The organism is Streptomyces albofaciens JCM 4342 (assembly GCF_008634025.1).
GTDB classification, from domain to species: domain Bacteria; phylum Actinomycetota; class Actinomycetes; order Streptomycetales; family Streptomycetaceae; genus Streptomyces; species Streptomyces albofaciens.
The window spans coordinates 1184835-1203780 of record NZ_PDCM01000001.1; the positions used below are offsets into that span (position 1 = coordinate 1184835).

Below are 18946 nucleotides of genomic sequence, written 5' to 3' on the forward strand. Positions count from 1 at the left end.
TACTCAGTACACAGGACTGAGTACACATAGGTGAGCGAGCAATGCACGGTGGGGGCGGGGCCGGGAGTCAGGGGCACGCCGCCTCGTCCCCCGTCAGCGTTCCGAAATCGCCGGCGCCCGACGGCTGGGTCGGGTCGTCGGAGCGGACCTTGTGCACCGCCTTGAAGTCCTTGCCGACGGTGACGCGCAGCAGTGATCCTTGGCCGGGGGCCTGGCGTAGGGCCGCCTTGGGCAGGGCGGCGGACAGGGAGCGTACCGAGCGGTCCCAGCGCGGATCGTAGGAGATCACGGTCCGCCGTACGCGCGCGGGGGCGTTGCCGGGCGTTCCGGTGGTGTCGAAGCCGGTGGCGCGCAGGGCCTTGTCCACCGCGCGGCCCAGCCCGGCCCGCCCGGCGCCGTTGTCGACCTGCACCCGGATCGTGCCGGGCGGTACGTCCACCGTCGTCGCCCGCTGCCGGCCGGGCCGCCGCGCGGCCAGCGGCCGGTCCTCGCGCAGGGCCTGGAAGAGTTTCTTCGCCTTGGCCTCGTTCCACATCACGGTCGAGCCCACGTTGGGCACCTGGAAGTCGATGTCGCCCACCGGGACCGAGGCGAACTCGGAGGACGACGGGTTGAAGCCGCGCAGCGCCTGGCCGAGGTCGACCATCTCGTCGGCGCCGAAGCCCTCGTCGGCCCGTACGGACTCCAGCAGCGCGTCGGTGATGTGCTTGAACTGGACCGGGTTCAGCAGCGCGCCGGAGCTGGTGATCTTGTGCATGAGCGCGGCGAAGAAGCGCTGCTGGCGCTGCATCCGTCCGAGGTCGGAGGCGCTGTCCAGGTGCCGGGCGCGGACGTACTGGAGGGCCTGGCCGCCGTCCAGCCGGGAGCGTCCGGGGGGCAGGGCCAGGCCGGTGTAGCTGTCCTTCAGGGGGCGGGTGGTGCAGATGTCCACACCGCCGACCGCGTCCACCGTCTTCATGAAGCTGGTGAAGTCGACCTCCAGGTAGTGGTCGATGTGCACCCCGGTCATGCGCTCGACGGTCCGGATGGTCAGGCCAGGTCCGCCCTCCGCGTACGCCGCGTTCAGCTTGACCGGGTGGCCGTGGTGCTTCTGACCGGTGGTGATGTCGGTGTGCGGCGGTGTCAGGGCGTACGAGTCGCGCGGCAGGCTGACCACGCTGGCGCGGTCCCGGTCGGCGGACAGGTGGACCATCATGATCGTGTCGGTGCAGTGGCACGGTTCGCCGCCGAGGTGGTAGCGGCGCTTCTCCTCGCGGGACAGCTTGTCCCGGCCGTCCGTGCCGACGACCAGGAAGTTCATGCCGTCCCCGCCGCTGTTGTCCGGCCGGTCGCCCAAGCCCTTGAAGGCGTCCACCCGGGAGATGCCGTCCTGTACGCCGCTGACCATGGCGTGCCCGATCCCGCCCGCGGCCAGCAGCAGCAGCGAAGCGCTCGCGGCCATGCGCAGACCCCAGCGGGGCCGCCCGTCCGGGCGCCGGTGGCGGGCGGGGGTACGGGGCGGGCGGTGCGGTGCGGTCATGGGGGACACCTCCGCGGCGGGTCGGGGCGGACGGAGTGGGGAGGGGGAGCGGGAGGGGGGACGGAGTAGGTAGGGGGACGGGGTAGGGAGGGGGGTACGGGGGACGGTGACGGGTGGGGTGGAAGCTGGGACGTGGGCGTACGGGCGGGACGCTGCGGACCCGGGCGGTCCGGCCGGGGAGGCGGAAGACCGTCTCCGGAGGGGGACGAATCGTCTCCGCGAGGGAACGGAGCGGGCCGGGTCACCGTAGGCCCATATGATCGGCTGTAAAGCGCCACACGCCGGGCGCCGGGCCCAAGGCCACCCGCCTGCCGTCGGCCCCCGTCCCCCATACGCGGTAACGTGACCGCGATGAACGCCACGCCCCCGCAGCAGCCCCCGGCCGTCTCCGTGATCATGCCGGTGCTCAATGAGGAACGTCATCTGCGCAGCTCCGTCCAGCACATCCTGGCGCAGGACTACGCCGGTGACATGGAGGTGGTGATCGCGCTCGGGCCGTCCACGGACCGCACCGACGAGATCGCCGCCGAGCTGGTCGCCGAGAACGCCGCGAACGAGCGCGCCCGCGTGCTGACCGTGCCGAACCCCACCGGCCGTACCCCGGCCGCCCTGAACGCGGCGATCAAGGCGTCCCGGCACCCGATCGTGGTCCGCGTGGACGGCCACGGCATGCTCTCGCCCAACTACATCGCGACCGCGGTGCGGCTCCTGGAGGAGACCGGCGCGCAGAACGTCGGCGGCATCATGCACGCCGAGGGCGAGAACGCCTGGGAGGACGCGGTGGCCGCCGCGATGACCTCCAAGATCGGCGTGGGCAACGCGGCGTTCCACACGGGCGGCGCCGCCGGCCCGGCCGACACGGTCTACCTGGGCGTCTTCCGGCGCGAGGCGCTGGAGCAGCAGGGCGGCTACAACGAGGAGTTCATCCGCGCCCAGGACTGGGAGCTGAACTTCCGGATCCGCGAGGCGGGCGGGCAGATCTGGTTCTCGCCGGAGCTGAAGGTGCAGTACCGGCCGCGGCCCAGCATCCGCGCGCTCGCCAAGCAGTACAAGGACTACGGCCGCTGGCGCCACGTCGTAGCCCGCTACCACCCCGGATCGATCAACCTGCGCTACCTGGCCCCGCCGACCGCCGTGTGCGCCATCGCGGCGGGCGCCGTGGTCGGCGCCTTCGTCACGCCCTGGGGCTTCGTCGTCCCGGCCGGCTACGTGGCCGCCATCGCGGCGGGCTCGGTCCCGGCGGGCAAGGGGCTGCCGCTGAAGGCCCGCGCGCAGATCCCGGTCGCGCTGGCGACCATGCACATGTCCTGGGGCTGGGGCTTCCTGACCAGCCCGCGGTCGCTGGCCAAGAAGGTCATCGCCAGCCGCCGCCCGGCGGTGACGGCCCCGCGCCGCCCGGCCGCGGCCGAGTGAGCCCGGCGGCCCGCACCGGCGACTGACGCGCACCCGGCGCCCGTACGCGATCCCGTACGGGCGCCGACGCGTATCCGCCCGCCTCATCCACCCCACGCACCCCACCCGTCACCGCACCGGACACGGGCTGGGCACAGGCGCGTGGTCGCGGTTACGATACGTGTCTCGATCATCACGCATCGTGCTCGCCGATCGGCTGGAGGTGCCCCCGTGCGTCCATGGGCGGCACTGGTTGTCCTGCTGTGCGGCACCTTCCTGGCCAACCTCGACGTCTTCATCGTGGTCGTGGCCATGCCCGCGCTGGAGCGGGACCTGGGGGCGGACGGCGGCCAGCAGCAACTGGTCCTCGCCGGATACCAGTTGGTCTACGCCCTCGGCCTCGCCGCCGGCGGACGGCTGGGGGACGCACTGGGCACGCTGCGCGTCTTCGGCCTCGGCATGGCCGTCTTCACCGGCGCGTCGCTGCTCTGCGGCGTGGCGCCCACCACGGCCGTACTGGTCGTCGCGCGGATGGCGCAGGGCGCCGGCACCGCACTGATGGTGCCGCAGGTCTACCGGGCGGCGCGGACCCTGTTCACCGGCGCGGCGCAGCGCCGGGCGTACGCCGCGATCGGCGCGGTGATGGGGCTCGGCGCCATCGGCGGCCAACTGCTGGGCGGCTGGCTGCTGACGGCCGATGTGCTCGGGCTCGGATGGCGCGCCGTGTTCCTCGTCAACGTGCCGGTGGGGGTTCTGGCGCTCACCCTGCTGCCGTGGGCGGCGGGCGGCGCGAGCCCCGTACGGCACGGCCCGGTCCGCGCCGACCTGCCGGGGATCGGCCTCGCGGCGGGCGCGCTCGGGCTGTTCGTCGTCCCGCTGGTGGCGGGCGGCGCGGGCGGCATGGTGTGGTGGGGGCCGGCCTGCCTGGCCGCGTCGGTCCCGGTCGCGGCCTGCTTCCTGCGCCACGAACGCGCGCTGGACGCCCGGGGCGGCTCCCCGCTCGTACCACCGAGGCTGCTGCGCCTCGACGGCTTCCGCCGCGGCATCGTGCTGATCGTCCTGATCAACTGTGGGCTCAGCGCGTTCGTCCTGATACTCGGCCTGCTGCTGCAACGCGGGCTGGACTGGAGCCCGTTGGCCACCGGCCTGGGCATGGCTCCGGCTGCGGTCGCCTTCGCGGGCGGGTCGCTGCTCGCGCCGCGGCTCGCGCGTGGCGCCGAGCCCCGGCTGCTGGTCCTGGCCTCCCTCGCCGCCACCGCCGGCTACGCGGGCTGCGCCGCGACCGCCCTCGGCACCGATCCGCGCCTGCTGATCGGCACGGTCTGCGCCGTCGGCGCCGCGCTCGGCCTGTGCGTCACCCCGGCCCTGTCCGTGACCCTGCGGACGGTGCCGGACGCCGTCGCGGGCGCGGCGTCCGGCGTGGTCTCCACGGCCCAGCAGCTCGGCGCCGCGCTCGGCGTGTGCGTCTTCGGCTTCCTCTTCTTCGCCCAGGTCCGCGCCACGGCCGATGTCGTCGGCGCGTTCGCGGTCACCACCGCCGCCCTGACCACGACGTCGGCCGCCGCCGGTGTCCTCGCCCGCGACCTGCCTCGGGCCGCCGCGCCCGCCGTCCTCCGCGAGGACGGCGTCGACTCCCCGGCGCCGCGCGACCTGCCGCTGTGACCCCGGAAGGCCCTCCGCTCCCTCCCGACCGTACGGAGAACCGCTTGTCCTCTCATCCCCGGCCCGCCGCCGCGCGGCCGACCGCCGAAGACCGGCTCACCGAGGCCCTGCCGCGGGTACGGCAGTACCTGGCCGGGCTCCTCGACGGCTACCGGCCCCGGTACGCGCATCTGCGGCCCGCCCTCGAACGGCTGGTCGCCGACGGCCGCCGCACCCCACTCGAATGCGCGCTGCCGCTCCTCGTGCACGGCGCGGTCGACGGCTCCCTGGAGCCGGCCGTGCCGGTGGCCGGGGCGCATGTCCTGTGGTGGCGGGCCGCCAACACCTTCGACGACGTGTCGGACGGCGGCCAGGACACCCGGCTGTACGGGAGCGACCCGGCCGCCGTGCTGATCGCGGCCCTGGAGTGCGGTTACGCCCTGCCGCTGCGCGCCCTGACCACCCTGCCGGTGCCCGCGGCGCTGCGCGACCGGCTGGCCGCGGACTTCCTCGACGGCTGGACCGCCGCCTGCGACGGACAGGTGGGCGACCTCCTCGGCTCGCCGACCACCACCAGCCCCGAGGAGGTGCTGACCGTCTACCGGCACAAGAGCGGCGCGGTCTACGGCATGGCCGCCACCATGGCGGCCCGCCTCGCGCTCGGCGCGGACGGCGCCGACGACCCGCGCGCCGCCGTCTGGGGCGAGTTCGGCCAGGCCGTCGGCCTGCTCGCGCAGTTCCGCAACGACGAGGACGACCTGCGCTCCGGCCACCACGAGGACCTCGGCAACCGGACCGCCACCTACCTGCTGGTCCAGCTGCTGCACACGGCGCCCGACGCGGACCGGGAACGCGCCCTGCAACTCCTCGGCCGGGCCGCCGACTCGGCCGCCGACCGCCGGGAACTGGCCGCCATGATGTTCGACCCGGACGTGCTGGCCCCGTACCAGCGGTTCCTCGCGGACGTCCACCAGCGCGCCCACGCCCTGCTGGACACCCTCGCCCCCGACTCGCCGTTCACCGCCTGCCTGCACCGGCGGGTGGACGACGAGGTACGGACCACCGCGTGCGCCGTCGCCCCGGCGGGGCCGCACGGCGCGCACTGCACCCTGCCCCCGGGCCCGGCGGTGCCGGCCGGCCGCACCCGGGACCGGTCCGGTCAGAAGGTGTAGGCCGGATTCACCTTCATGCAGGCCTTCTTGTCCTCGCCGTTGAGGGCGTCGGCGCTGTCCGGGGCCTTGTCGGCCTCCTTCTTCTCGTCCGGCGGCTTCGGGAACGAGGTGCCCTTGCGCCAGTCGTTGCCGATCACCAGCCGCATGCGGGTGGCCGTACTGGACTCCTTGAGGGCGGACTTGGGCAGGCCGAGGGCCTTCGCGAGGGCGAGGGCGTCACCGCTGCCCTGCCTGGCCGGGTAGGTGATCGTGGTGTCGGCCTGGGTGGTGAGGCTGGAGTCCGTGGAGGCACCCGTGTAGCCGAGGGACACCAGTTGGTTGTGGATGACGTTCGCGCGGCCGGACACCGGGCCGCGGACCGTGCTGTTGGTGCCGTTCTGCACGATGACGTCCAGCTTGTCCTTGGCGGTCGTCGGCTTCGGCTCGGGCGCCGGCTTCTTTTTCTTCTGGTCCTTGCCGTCCAGCGCGGTGTCGTTGCGCAGCAGGGAGAAGGTCTGCTCGGCGTCCCCGGGCTTGGGCACGACGTACTCGCCGCCCGCCGCGTACTGCCACGGCATGGTGACCATCGTGATCCGCTCGGTCGGCACCCGCTGGAGGTCGCCGCCCAGGTCGTACAGCTTCTTCACGCTGCCCAGGCCCTCGTCCACGGTCAGCGCCTTGGTGGCGGCCTCGGCCAGGTCGCGCAGCTTCATCGGGTCGGTGAGCTTGGTGCCCGCCTTGAGCTCGCGGACCATCGAGTTCATGTACATGTGCTGGGCCTTGGCCCGGCCGATGTCGGTGTTGTCCTCGAAGCCGTACCGGGTGCGCAGCCACTGGAGGGCCTGGACGCCCTTGACCGAGTGGGTGCCCGCGGTCAGCTTCAGACCGCTGCCGTGGCCCTTCTTGTCGTGTGAGTAGACGTTCTTGTCCACACACACGGGGACTCCGCCGATGGCGTCCGCCATGTCCACCACGCCGGCGAAGTCGACCATCATGAAGTGGTCGATGTAGATGCCGGTCAGCTCCTTCCAGGTGGCGACCGTGCAGCCGGGGCCGCCGTGCTGGAGCGAGGTGTTGATGGCCGCGGTGGTCTGCGGATAGACCTTGCCGTCGTCCGGGTCGGTGCACTTCGGGATCGTCACGCGGGTGTCGCGCGGGATCGAGATGACCGACATGTTGCTGCGGTCGGCGGAGACGTGCACCAGCATCTGCACGTCCGCCAGCGGCTTGCGGTCCGCGTCCTGGCGGGCGCCGCCGAGCTCGATGTTCTTCTCGCTGTTCCGGCCGTCCGAGCCGAGCAGCAGGATGTTCAGCGGGGTCTGCCCGAAGGCGTTCGGCTGGGGCTTCTCCAGGCCGCCGGAGCCCAGGTCGAGGGCGTCCTTGCGGAGATTGCTGTTGAGGTGCTCGTAGTACCAGTAAGCGGCTCCGGCCGTGCCGACCAGCAGCACGGCCAGGGATATCGCGCTCCAGCGCAGCACGCGCTTGGCCTTGCCGCGCGGTTTGCCGGCGCGGCGGGTGCCTTTGGCGGTGGGGTCGGTGTCCCCGGCGCCCTCGGGGGCGGGGGCGTCGGCCGGGGCGGCGGCGGGCTCCGCCGCCGTTGCCTGCGTGTCCTGCGTGACCTGCGCGGCTTTTGTGGCGGTGGCGGTGCCGGTGGTTGCGGCGGTGGCGGGGCCCTTGACGCCTCCGGTGATCACCGGAGGCGTCGCGGTCCGGCCGCCCCCGGCCACCGGCGTACCGGTGATGCCCGGAACGGCGGGAGCGGCGGGAGCCGGGGGAGCGGCGGGAGCTGCGGCGCCGGCAGCTCCCGCGTTCTGCGCATTCCGGGGAGCCTGACGGTTCTGCGAGTTCTCCCCGCTCCGGGGATTCGGCACGCTCCCCGGGTTCTGCGCGGGTCTTGTACGCCCTGCCCCGGCTCCCGCCGCTCCGTTCTCCTCGTCCTCGTACAGGCTGTCGTCCCAGCCCAGATCCTTGGCGTCCGGCCGGCGCCGGCGCGGTCCGTTTCCGCGCACACTGCTCTGCCGCATTGGGTTCTCCCCCGTCAGTCGGCGCCGGTCACGGCGGCCGGGGCTCGCTTGGTCGTTCGGCTGCCCCGTGCAGCCGTGGTCCGGCCGGGGAGCCCGGCCGGTGTGCGGCTACTTGGCGCAGATGTTCTTGTCGTCGGCGTTCACGTTCTGCACGCCGTCCGGCGTCTTGGCCGGCGCCTCGATCGACTTGCCCGCTCCCTGGAAGTCCTTGCCGAGGATCAGCTTCATCGGGACCTTCGGCCCCGCGTCCGCGGTGGTCTTCTTCAGCGCGCTCTTGGGCAGGCCCATCCAGTCGGCCAGGGTGGCGGCCTGGTCGGCCTGGTTGGGCGCGTACTCCAGCCGGGTGGCGGCCAGCTTCGTCGGCGCGTTGCCGGCGTTCGTCGAGAGCTTCGCGGCCTTGCTGTTCTGCAGCCAGTCCACCGTCTCCTGCGCGGCCCCGATCGGCCCGCCGCCGTTGCTGACATCGACCCGGACCTTGTCGGCCGGAGCCTTGGGAACCTGCTTGTCGTCCGAGGTGCCCTTGTCCTTCTTCTCGTCCTTCCCGTCGGTCTTGGACAGCGAATGGTCGGCGCGGATCATCTGGAACAGCGGCGCGGCCTTCGCCTCGTCCAGTACGACGGTCGCACGGTCCTTCGGGTTGTCCAGGACGGGCACTGTGGCGAAAGTGATGTTCTTGATGTCGACCCGGCTGAGGTCCTTGGCCAGGTCCACGAGCTTGCCCGCGCTGCCGATCCCGGTGTCCACGGTGAGCGCCTTGGTGGCGGCCTGGGCCAGGTCGTAGAGCTTGGGCACGCTGGTGAGGGTGTCGCCGGACTTCATCTTGCGGATCATCGAGCCGATGAACTGCTGCTGGAGCTTGATGCGGCTCAGGTCGCTGCCGGTGCCGACGGAGTGCCGGGTACGGACGAACGCCAGCGCCTGCTCGCCCTTGACGACGCTCTTGCCCGCCGGAAGGTGCAGATGCGACTTCGGGTCGTCTATCGGCTTCGCGGCGCACACCTCCACGCCGTCCACCGCCTCGGACAGCTCCTTGACCGCGTTGAAGTCGGCCATCATGAAGTGATCTATGGACAGGCCGGTCATCTTCTCCACGGTGCGCCAGGTGCAGCCGGGGTCGCGGTCCTCCTGGCCCAGGCTGGTGTTGAAGCGGACGTTGCGCTCGCCGGGGATGGTCTTCGTGGTGCCGTTCTTCTTGGTCGGGCAGTCCGGGATGTCGGTGATCATGTCGCGGGGGATGCTCAGGGCCGTCGCGTTGGTCCGGTCCTTGGAGACGTGCATCAGGATCGTGGTGTCCGCGTGGCCCACGCTGCCCGCGTCGCCGTAGCCCTGGTTGCCCTTCCCGGAGCGGGCGTCGGTGCCGATGATCAGAATGTTGACCGGGCCGTCCTTGACCGCCGGGTTCTCCTTGCCGACGTCGACCTTGGAGATGTTCCCGTTCAGCTGCTGGTAGAGGTAGAACGCGCCACCGCAGCCCGCGACGAGGACGAAGCCGAGCGCGCCGGACGTCCAGTAGAGCGCCTTCTTCTTGGCGGACTTCTTCGGCTTGGGCTTACGGCGGCTGGGCGGGGTACCGCCGGTCGTGCCGCCGCCCGCCGAACGGCTCCCGGCCCGCCGGTCGCGCTGGGCCGGCAGCTCGCGGGTGTCGCCGTGCCGGCGCGGCCCGCCGGCTCCAGAACCGTTTTGCCCCGTGCCGCTGCCCGATTTCCCGGCCCCCCGGCCCCCTTCGGGCCCGGCCGGTCCGCTGCCGCGTCTGGGCGCCGGAGTCCCGCGGTCGGCCGGCTGCGGTGCCGGAGCGTCGGCAGGGTCCAGCCGCAACTCGTAGTTGCCGGTGTTGGGATCGAACACCCACTGATCAGCGGGATCGAAGTCGTCCGCTCGCCCACGGCCTTGCGCGTCCACGGTGCCTTGTGTCCTCCGTCGGTGCCACGCGGCGCCTCCCCCTCAAGGCGCTCGGTCGGTCGGTTGTGCAATGCGCGGTCAGCCTGGTGGTGCGGACCGGATCGCTCACACTATCCGCCCAGTTCAGCGTCGAGCGACGCCCGTGACAAATTCCACTTCCCTACAACTGGGCAATTCGCCCCAACCTTTCGACAGCTTTCGAGCAGCCGACTGTACCTTTGCAGAGCTTTTATCGGCAGATCCCGCGCTCTGCGGTGGTCCCCCGGAACGTGGGCTCGGACGGGGAAGGCGAACCGCCCGCGGCGCCATTCACGGAATCTTCACGCGGCCCGGACGCCGGACCCGGCCCCGAGGGAGCGGCGGAGGAAGGCGCGGAAGTGGGCTGTACGGACACCGGGCGGTCCTTGCCGAGCTGCCGGAAGAGGTCTTCGGCGGCCGGCTGGGCGAGTTCGTCGCGGTCCGCGTTGTAGCGGTACTCCTGTCGCGGAACGGTCAGGAACTGCACCTTCTCGGTCGGAATGCTGCGCAGGCCGCGTACCCATTCGTACAGACCGCGCAGCGACGCCAGGTCCTCGTCGGTGACCAGGGAACTCGTCGCGGCGTCCAGCAGCGGGTAGAGCCGGCGGGGATTGAGCAGCACGCCATTGCTCTTGACCTTGTTCACCAGTGCCGCGAGGAACTGCTGCTGGCGTTCCATGCGCTGGGTGTCGCTGCCGTCGCCCAGGCTCTTGCGGGCCCGTACGTAACCGAGCGCGTCCTCGCCGCGCAGCGTCTGCCGGCCGGCCGGCAGACGCAGCTGCGCTTCGTCGTCGTTGACGGGCCGTTCCAGGCACACATCCACCCCGTCCACCGCGTCCACCATTTTCTTGAAGCCGGTGAAGTCCACGATCATGTGGTGATCGATGCGAATGCCCGTCATCTTCTCGACCGTACGGATCGAGCAGGCCGCGCCCGCGAACTCGAACGCCCAGTTGAACTGGTGGAATTGTGGCGGCGACAGCTTTCCGTCGGAGCGCTTGCATTCGGGAATCTGCACCATCAGATCGCGCGGGATGCTCACCGCCGTCGCGCTCTGCCGGTCCCCCGACGCGTGCAGCAGAATCGTGGTGTCCGAGCGCTGCGTTCCGTTGTCCGCGCCGTACTTGCCGTTGTTCTCCCCGGAGCGCCGGTCGGTGCCGATCAGCAGGACGTTCTCCGCGCCGCCCGGCTGCGACCTGGGCCGCTCCGCCTCGTACTTCTCCAGCTCGTTACGGGTGTCGGAGTCGGCGCGGATATTGCCGTCCAGCTTGGCGTAGACCAGCCACCCGAGGCCGGCCAGGGCCAGCACCAGTACGCAGAGCCCGACGGCGGCCCGGCGCAGCCACTGCCGCCGCGGCCCCGGCCCGGTGGACGTCGCGCCGCTCTCCGCCGTGAGGTCCAGCGGCGGCGCGGGGAGCGGGGCGCCGGGTGCGCCGGTCCCGTCGGCGGGGCCCTGCGGGCCGTGCGGGCCCGGCCGGCCGGAAGGGTTCTCCGGGCTGTCGGTCACGAGTGCGTCCCCATCCCTCCGGAGTCGGCGTCGCGCCCGCGCGGGCCGGCTTCCGGAGGCCGGGGGAGCGGACCCGCGCAACGGCGTCCGTACCCCAAGATCATGGCCCGCGCGGCGCGCCCCGGCCCCTCACGGAGGGCCGGGCGTCCGCCGGACGGGGGAGCGGCGGCTCAGAGCACCCGGTGGGTGACCCGCTCGCTCTCCTCCCGCTTGGCCAGGCCGTCCGCGTCCAGGCGGTCCAGGTTGCGGCACAGGACGACCGAGCCGCCCGCGGCCAGCGGGGCCAGCAGCCCGGCGGACAGGCCCGCCCAGGTGTCGTACGGCAGGCCGGACAGCAGCCGGGAGCCGGCGGACAGCCCGCGCTCCGACGCGTCGGCCAGCGCCGCCGCCACGGCCTCGGCGCCGGTCAGCTCCCGGCCGTCCACCGCCAGGGCCGGGTCCTGCGGGGCCACCGGCGCGTACGGCGCGAACCGGTCGCCCTGGCCGGGCACCTCGGCCGCGTAGTCCGCGAAGCCCTCCGGCGGCTGCGGGAAGCGGCCGCCCAGCGGGCGCAGGGCCAGCGCCACCCGCTCGCCGGAGCAGGCGCGCGCCTCCTCCAGGGTCTCCGGGCCGCTCACGACGAGGTCGGCCGCCGCCGGGTCGCCGCCGATGTCGGCGACCACACCGACCGAGGAGCAGGCCAGCAGCCATACGGCGGTCTGCCAGTGGGCGGGCAGCAGCAGGGCCAGCCGGTCGCCGGGCTCGGCGGCCAGGTCGTCCTGGAGGTAGTTGGCGGTCTTCGCCACCCAATTGGCGAAGGTGGCCACGGACAGTTCCACGCGCTCGCCGGTGGCATCGTCGTAAAAGGTCACCAGCGGCCGGGACGGGTCCGCGGCGAGCGCGGAACGCAGCAGGTCGGCGGGGGTGCGATCGGTGGTGTTCATCGGCGTCAGGGTACGCGCGGGGGCGGCCGGCGGTCAGCCGGACGGCGGGCGGGCGCGGGGCGTGCGGGCCGACGCGCCGTCAGATTACGAATGGCGTGTTATGCCCTATTCGTTCACGATTTCTCCATGCGTGCCATTCTTGCTACCTCGATCGCCGTGACGTGCACCGCCGCCCTCACCCTCCCGCTCGCCCTCCCCGCCGGCGCGACCGCCCCGGAACGCGCCGCCGCCTCCGCCACCGGCACGGCCCGCGCGCCGTCCGCACCGGCCGCCCCGGACGGCATCCCCGGCAGCACCCGCTCCCTCCCGCTGCACCCCCTGCGGTCGTCGGACCGCGGCGCGGCACCCGGCGCCCAGGGCCTGGCCGCCTACGGCGTCGCCCCGTTCTCGCTGGTCGGTGTCGTCTGGGACGACCCGGCGGCCGCGCTCGACGGCCGCGTCCAGGTCCGTACCCGGCCCGTCGGCGGCACCGGCTGGTCCGGCTGGCAGGACATCCAGGCACACGACGACGACGCGCCCGACCCGCGCTCCTCCGAGGGGCGCGGCTCGGTACGGGGCAGCACCGCGCCCCTGTGGGTCGGCTCCTCCGACGCCGTGGAACTGCGCGTCGTCCCGGAGCACGGCGGCACCGGCCGCGCACCGGAGCGCCGGGCGCTGCCCGCCGGCATGCACCTGGAACTCGTCGACCCCGGCGAGGACTCCACCCAGGTGCGCGCGGCGCGGACCGGCGAAGGCAGCCCGACGCCGCCGGGCGGCAGCGGAGCCCTCGGCTCCGTCGGCTCCGCCCTCGGCTCCCTGCTCGGCGTCTTCCGCATCCCGGGGGTGAACACGCCCGCCCGCCCCCGCGACGATGACGACGACCCGACGGCGAACTCCTCCAGCACCCCCCGCCCCGGCACCTCCCGGCCGCCCGCCGAGGCCCGCTCGCACGTCGGCCCGCGCCCGGCCATCGTCACCCGGGCCGGCTGGGGCGCCGACGAGCGGCTGCGCGAGCGGAGGTTCGCCTACACCAGGACCGTCAAGGCGGCCTTCGTCCACCACAGCGCCACCGGCAACAACTACGCGTGCCGGCAGGCCCCTTCCGTCGTGCGCAGCATCTACCGCTACCACGTCAGGAGCAGCGGCTGGCGGGACATCGGCTACAACTTCCTCGTCGACAAGTGCGGCACCGTCTACGAAGGCCGGGCGGGCGGCGTCACCAAGCCGGTCAAGGGCGCGCACACCCGCGGTTTCAACGAGAACACCATGGGCATCGCCGTGCTCGGGGCGTTCGAGAATGCAAATCCGCCAACCTCGGCCGTTTCCGCGGTGGCGCGGCTGACGGCGTGGAAACTCGGGTTGTACGGGATGGACCCGCGCACCACAACATCCCTAGTTTCCGGCGGAGGCAACCGGTACAAGAAGGGCACCCGGGCTAGGCTGCACGTCATCTCGGGCCACCGGGACGGCTTCTCCACCGAGTGCCCCGGTGACCGCCTCTACGGGAAACTCGGCAGCGTACGCAGTTCCGCGGCGCGCCTGCAGGGCCGCTGAAAGTCCGTTCGAAAGCATCTGCCTACACTGGTCCGCCGACCGGCCGACCCCAGCAGGAAGCAGAGAAGACAAGGTGACAGAAGCGATCCTCCTGGTCGGCGGCAAGGGCACCCGGCTGCGCCCGCTGACGGTGCACACGCCCAAGCCCATGGTCCCGGCAGCCGGTGTCCCCTTCCTCACCCACCAGCTGGCGCGCGCCCGCGCGGCGGGCGTGGAGCACATCGTGCTGGCCACCTCCTACCTCGCCGAGGTCTTCGAACCGTACTTCGGCGACGGGTCCGCGCTCGGCCTCCACCTGGAGTACGTCACCGAGGAGGAGCCGCTGGGCACCGGCGGCGCCATCCGCAACGTCGCCTCCCGCCTGCACTCGGCACCCGACGACCCGGTCCTGATCTTCAACGGCGACATCCTCACCGGACTGGACATCGAGGCACTGGTCGACACCCACCGCACCACGGGCGCCGATGTCTCGCTGCACCTGACCAAGGTCGCCGACCCGCGCGCCTTCGGCCTGGTGCCCACCGACGCCACCGGCCGGGTCACCGCCTTCCTGGAGAAGCCGCAGACGCCCGAGGAGATCGTCACCGACCAGATCAACGCGGGCGCCTACGTCTTCAACCGCTCGGTCATCGACACCATCCCCACCGGCCGCCCGGTCTCCGTCGAACGCGAGACCTTCCCCGGCCTGCTGGCGGACGGCGCCCACCTCCAGGGCATGGTCGACTCCACCTACTGGCTCGACCTGGGCACCCCGCACGCCTTCGTCCGCGGCTCCGCCGACCTGGTGCTGGGCCGCGCCCCGTCCCCGGCCGTCCCCGGCCGCTGCGGCGACCGGCTGGTACTGGACTCCGCCGACGTGGCCCCGGACGCCAAGCTCACCGGCGGCACCGCCATCGGCCCCCGCGCCCGGGTTGGCGCGGGCGCGCGCATCGACGGCAGCGCGGTCCTGGAGGGCGCCGTCGTCGAGCCCGGCGCCCGCGTCCACGACTCGCTGATCGGCGCCGGGGCCCGCATCGGCGCCCGTACGGTCCTGGAAGGCGCGGTCATCGGCGACGGCGCGGTCATCGGCGCCGACAACGAGCTGCGCGACGGCATACGGGTGTGGTGCGGCGCGGAGATACCCGAGGCGTCCGTGCGGTTCTCGTCGGACCAGTAGGCCGCTCTCCCGGGGCCGGCAGACCGCTCGGCCGGGGACCAGCAGGCCGCTCTCCCGGGGCGGCAGGCCGGGGGAGACCCCTGCCACTCGGGAACCGCGGGCCCCGTCACCGCACACCCGCATCACTTACCCTGGCCGAATGCCCGCCCCCCTCCGCCGCACCTGGGTCCCGCCCGGGCCGTACGACCTGCACCGCACCCTCGGTGTGCTCGGGCGCGGGCCCGGCGACCCGGCGTTCCGGGTGGCGGACGGCGCCGTCTGGCGGGCCAGCCGCACGCCGCAAGGCCCGGCCACCCTGTGCGTACGGGCGCGGCCCGGCGCCGGGCAGATCGAGGCCGAGGCGTGGGGTCCGGGCGCGGAGTGGATGCTCGACGGGCTGCCCGCCCTGCTGGGCGAGGGGGACGACCCGGCGGCCTTCACCCCGCGGCACCGCCTCGTCCACGAAGCGCGCCGCCGCCACCCCGGCGTACGCCTGGCCCGCACCGGGCTGGTCCTGGAGTCGCTGATCCCCTCGATCCTGGAGCAGAAGGTCACCTCCGACGAGGCGTACCGCGCCTGGCGCCTCCTCCTCCAGCGGCACGGCGAGCCCGCGCCCGGCCCCTGGGACCGGCTGCGGGTGATGCCCGACCCGCGCGGCTGGGCGCTGATCCCGTCCTGGGAGTGGCACCGCGCGGGCGTCGACCACAAGCGGTCGGCCACGATCCTGCGGGCCGTACGCGTCGCCCGCCGCCTCGAAGAGGCCGCGGCCATGGACCTGCCGGACGCCCTGCACCGGCTCCAGCTGGTGCAGGGCATCGGCCCGTGGACGGCCGCCGAGGCGCTCCAGCGCTCCAACGGCGCGCCCGACGCGATCACCGTCGGCGACCTGCACCTGCCGCGCATCGTCGGCTACGCGTTGACCGGGCGGCGCGACGGTACCGACGCGCAGATGCTCGAACTGCTCGCCCCCTACGAGGGCCAGCGCCACCGCGCCGCCCGCTTCATCCTGCTGTCCGGCCGCACCCTGCCGCGCCGCGCGCCGCGCTTCCCCGTGGGGGACATCGCGCGGCTCTAGCAGCGCGCGGCAGGCGTACGAGCGCTCAGCGCACCACGACGAAGTCGTCCGCCGTGCGCGCCGGGCGCGGCCGGGGCGGTGCCGCCGGGCGGCCCACGGCCACCGCGCCCATCGGGTCCCAGTCCGCCGGCAGGCCCAGCACGTCCCGTACGACGTCGCGGCAGAACATCGTCGAGGACACCCACGCCGACCCCAGCCGCTCCCCGGCCAGCGCGACCAGGAAGTTCTGGATGCCCGCGCCGTTGGCGACGACGAACATCTCCCGCTCGGCGGCGTTGCGCCGCGCGTCCGGATACGTGTGCGAGCCGTCCGTCACCAGGCACGGCACGACCAGGTACGGCGCCTTGCGCAGCACATCGCCCCGGCGTACCCGCTTGGCGATCGACTCCTCGCCGAAACCGTCCCCGCGCAGGTCGGCGATCCACGCGTCCCGCATCGCGTCCAGCAGTTCCGTACGCGAGCGCTCGGACTCCAGCAGGACGAAGCGCCAGGGCGTGGTGTGGTGCGGCGCGGGCGCGGTGACCGCGGCGGCGACCGCGCGCCGGACCGCGCCCGGGTCCACCGGGTCGTCGGTGAACTCGCGGACCGTACGCCGCAGGGTCACCGCTTCCCGCACCGCCTCGGAGGTGCCGAGCCGGAACATGTCGTCGGCGGCGGAGCGCACCAGCTCCCGGGCCCCGGCGTCGTCCCCGTCGCCGGTCCCGTCCGTACCGCCGTCGCGCACCACGTGGGGCAGCCCGCGGACCACCGCCACCGGCAGCCCGGCCGCCTTGCCCTTCACCAGGTCGCCCGCCGCGGCCAGTTCGTCGGCGGTGGCGACCACCGTCGCGCTGAGCGGATTGCCGTACGCGTCCACGCCGCCGCGCAGGTCGTCCAGCACCCGCACCCCGGCCGCGCCGATCGCGACGTCCGTCAGCCCGCTGCGCCACGGCCGCCCGAAGGTGTCGCTGACGACGACCCCGACGCGCACGCCCAGCGCGGCCAGCAGCCCGTCGCGGATCGCGCGGGCCGAGGCGTCCGGGTCCTCGGGCAGCAACAGGACCGTACCGGCCGGGGTGTTGGAGGCGTCCACGCCCGCCGCCGCCATGACCAGGCCCTGCCGGTTCTCCACGATGCGCAGCGTGCCGCGGCGCGCCACGACCCGTACCGTCTCCCGGTCGATGGCCGCCTCGCGGTCGGCGGCCTCCATGATCCGGCCCTCCGCCTTGCTGACGATCTTCGAGGTCACCAGCAGCACATCGCCGTCGGCCAGGCCGGGCAGCCCGTCGGCGGTCGCCGCGGCCGCGATGATCTTGGCGAGGTCGTCGCCGGCCCGCACCTCGGGGATGCCGGGCAGCGCCCACACCCGGTACGCGGGGGCGGCCCCGGGCCCGCTCACGCGCGGACCTCCTCGGCCAGCGCCAGCGCCTCGCGGGCCATCGCGGCCGTCGCGTCCAGGTCCGTCATCATCAGCGGTACGGCCTTGCAGCGGATGCCCGCCTCTTCGACCCGGGGCACCGCGGCGGCGTCCACCGTGTCCACGAGCCAGCCGTCCAGCAGCCCGGAGCCGTAGTGCTCGGCCACCGCCGCGGCCGTCGACTCGACGCCGACCGCCGCCAGCACCTTGTCCGCCATGCCGCGCACCGGCGCGTCCCCGACGATCGGCGACAGCCCGACCACCGGCACCCCGGCGTCCGCGATCGCCTCGCGCACGCCCGGCACCGCCAGGATCGTGCCGACGCTCACCACCGGGTTGGACGGCGGGAAGAGCACCACGTCCGCCTCGGCGATGGCCTCCAGCACGCCCGGCGCGGGCTTGGCCTGTTCGGCGCCGACCGGCACCACGGCCTGCGCGTCGACCGAGGCGCGCAGCCGTACCCAGTACTCCTGGAAGTGGACGGCCTTGCGCTCGCCGTCGATGTCCACGGCCACATGGGTCTCGACGCGGTCGTCCGACATCGGCAGCAGCCGCACCCCGGGCTTCCAGCGCGCGCACAGCGCCTCGGTCACCGCGCTGAGCGGGTAGCCGGCGCCGAGCATCTGCGTACGGACGATGTGGGTGGCGAAGTCCCGGTCGCCGAGCCCGAACCACTCGGGACCGACCCCGTAGGCCGCCAGCTCCTCCTTCACCCGGAAGGTCTCGTCGGCCCGGCCCCAGCCCTGTTCCTCGTTGATGCCGCCGCCGAGCGTGTACATCACGGTGTCGAGGTCGGGACAGACCTTCAGCCCGAACAGGTGGATGTCGTCACCGGTGTTGCCGATGACCGTGATGTCGGCGTCCGGCGCCGCTGCTTTCAGACCCCGCAGGAAGCGGGCGCCGCCGATGCCGCCGGCGAGAACCACAATGCGCATGGGGCCAGCATGTCAGGGCGCGACCTTCTCGTGGGAGGCGCCCGCCGCGCAGCGCGCGCTGTGCATGGGCATCTCGGTCAGTCCGGGGAAGTACACGTGGAGGCTGACGGCCGGTGCCAGGGCGTCGTTGACGACCTCGTGGACGTAGCCGGGCGCGAAGACGCGCTGCGCGCCCGCCGCCAGGGTGCGGTGGCCGGTCGCGGTGTGCTCGCTCAACTCGCCCTCCAGCACGGTCAGTACACCGGAGGAGGGGCCGTGGTCGTGCCGCCCGCTGCCCTGGCCGGGCAGCCAGCTCAGCAGCCAGACCTCGTAACCCGGCCCCTGGCGCAGCCGGTGGTACCAGCGGGTGGTGGCGTCGTAGCGCACCAGGGAGGCCCAGGCGGCGCGGTCGGCGGCGATGTCGCGGGCGAGCCCGGCGAAGCCCGCGACGGTGACCGGGTGGGCGGGGACGGGCGGGAGCAGATGCGGGACGGCGAGCGGGTCGCCGGCGATCTGGACGTCGCTGTTCATGTGCGGGGATTCCTCGGCAAGGTGCTCAGGTGGCGCGGATCAGGTGACGCGAAAGGGGTGCGCCGCCGTGCGCGGTGCGCGCGGCGGGCACGGAAGCCGTGCGGCGGGGTGCTGCGGGGAAAGAGGGCTGGAGCTCGGTGGCGTCAACAGCTGGAACAGCGACAGCGGGCCTGGGCAGCGCAGCGGGACCCGTAGGCACGGGTCAGGCGGAGCGCAGGAATCGCTGGCATGCCTGTAAGGAGACCGGGTACTCGGCGCCGTGTCAACCGGATGCCGGGTTTGGGCGAG

The 18946-nt window shown here is 73.5% G+C and carries 14 protein-coding genes; 6 read left to right on the forward strand and 8 right to left on the reverse strand.

Going from position 1 to position 18946, the window contains the following annotated elements; translation table 11 throughout:
- Positions 1-67: 67 nt before the first annotated feature.
- The gene (locus CP973_RS05595) at positions 68-1519 is read right to left on the reverse strand and encodes an LCP family protein (protein ID WP_150238095.1); all 1452 of its coding nucleotides are present in this window, start codon (positions 1517-1519) and stop codon (positions 68-70) included.
- A 351-nt stretch (positions 1520-1870) separates the two neighbouring features.
- Here CP973_RS05595 and CP973_RS05600 point away from each other — a divergent pair, with 351 nt between their 5' ends.
- The 3 genes from CP973_RS05600 (at position 1871) to CP973_RS05610 (ending at position 5724) form a co-directional block, all read left to right on the forward strand.
- Complete coding sequence (locus tag CP973_RS05600) at positions 1871-2932, forward strand: glycosyltransferase family 2 protein (RefSeq protein WP_150238099.1); 1062 nt, start codon at positions 1871-1873, stop codon at positions 2930-2932.
- Between the two features lie 210 nt (positions 2933-3142).
- The gene (locus CP973_RS05605) at positions 3143-4573 is read left to right on the forward strand and encodes an MFS transporter (RefSeq protein WP_167538266.1); all 1431 of its coding nucleotides are present in this window, start codon (positions 3143-3145) and stop codon (positions 4571-4573) included.
- Between the two features lie 44 nt (positions 4574-4617).
- Positions 4618-5724, forward strand: a complete 1107-nt coding sequence (locus tag CP973_RS05610) for a polyprenyl synthetase family protein (RefSeq protein ID WP_150238103.1) — start codon at positions 4618-4620, stop codon at positions 5722-5724.
- Here the strand turns inward: CP973_RS05610 and CP973_RS05615 are convergent.
- The 4 genes from CP973_RS05615 to CP973_RS05630 form a co-directional block, all read right to left on the reverse strand.
- Positions 5712-7727 (reverse strand): LCP family protein, encoded by a 2016-nt coding sequence (locus CP973_RS05615; RefSeq protein WP_150238105.1) that lies wholly within the window; start codon positions 7725-7727, stop codon positions 5712-5714. The genes CP973_RS05610 and CP973_RS05615 overlap by 13 nt on opposite strands.
- Positions 7728-7835: 108 nt before the next feature.
- Positions 7836-9626: an LCP family protein gene (locus CP973_RS05620; RefSeq protein WP_150238107.1), complete on the reverse strand. Its 1791-nt coding sequence runs from the start codon at positions 9624-9626 to the stop codon at positions 7836-7838.
- A 229-nt stretch (positions 9627-9855) separates the two neighbouring features.
- On the reverse strand, positions 9856-11151 hold the full coding sequence (locus CP973_RS05625) for an LCP family protein (protein ID WP_150238109.1): 1296 nt from the start codon (positions 11149-11151) through the stop codon (positions 9856-9858).
- A 170-nt stretch (positions 11152-11321) separates the two neighbouring features.
- Positions 11322-12074 carry a TIGR03089 family protein gene (locus CP973_RS05630; RefSeq protein ID WP_150238111.1) on the reverse strand — a complete coding sequence of 251 codons (753 nt, stop codon included), beginning with the start codon at positions 12072-12074 and terminating at the stop codon, positions 11322-11324.
- 126 nt (positions 12075-12200) lie between these two features.
- On the opposite strand from CP973_RS05630, the gene CP973_RS05635 reads away from it, so the two are divergent.
- From CP973_RS05635 to CP973_RS05645, 3 genes are all read left to right on the forward strand, one after another.
- Complete coding sequence (locus tag CP973_RS05635) at positions 12201-13607, forward strand: peptidoglycan recognition protein family protein (protein ID WP_150238113.1); 1407 nt, start codon at positions 12201-12203, stop codon at positions 13605-13607.
- Positions 13608-13680: 73 nt separating this feature from the next.
- On the forward strand, positions 13681-14763 hold the full coding sequence (gene manB / locus CP973_RS05640) for a mannose-1-phosphate guanylyltransferase (RefSeq protein WP_150238116.1): 1083 nt from the start codon (positions 13681-13683) through the stop codon (positions 14761-14763).
- Between the two features lie 139 nt (positions 14764-14902).
- Complete coding sequence (locus CP973_RS05645) at positions 14903-15817, forward strand: DNA-3-methyladenine glycosylase family protein (RefSeq protein WP_150238119.1); 915 nt, start codon at positions 14903-14905, stop codon at positions 15815-15817.
- Positions 15818-15842: 25 nt separating this feature from the next.
- Here CP973_RS05645 and CP973_RS05650 read toward each other — a convergent pair whose 3' ends face one another.
- From CP973_RS05650 to CP973_RS05660, 3 genes are read right to left on the reverse strand one after another with little or no spacing between them, the layout of a single operon-like run.
- Entirely contained in the window at positions 15843-17195 is a 1353-nt protein-coding gene (locus tag CP973_RS05650) for a coenzyme F420-0:L-glutamate ligase (RefSeq protein ID WP_150238121.1), read from the reverse strand.
- Positions 17192-18148 carry a 2-phospho-L-lactate transferase gene (gene cofD / locus CP973_RS05655; RefSeq protein WP_150238123.1) on the reverse strand — a complete coding sequence of 319 codons (957 nt, stop codon included), beginning with the start codon at positions 18146-18148 and terminating at the stop codon, positions 17192-17194. Before cofD ends, CP973_RS05650 begins: the two co-directional genes overlap by 4 nt.
- 12 nt (positions 18149-18160) lie before the next feature.
- A complete protein-coding gene (locus CP973_RS05660) occupies positions 18161-18658 on the reverse strand; it encodes a cysteine dioxygenase (protein WP_150238126.1) in 498 nt (165 codons plus the stop codon).
- Positions 18659-18946: the final 288 nt, after the last annotated feature.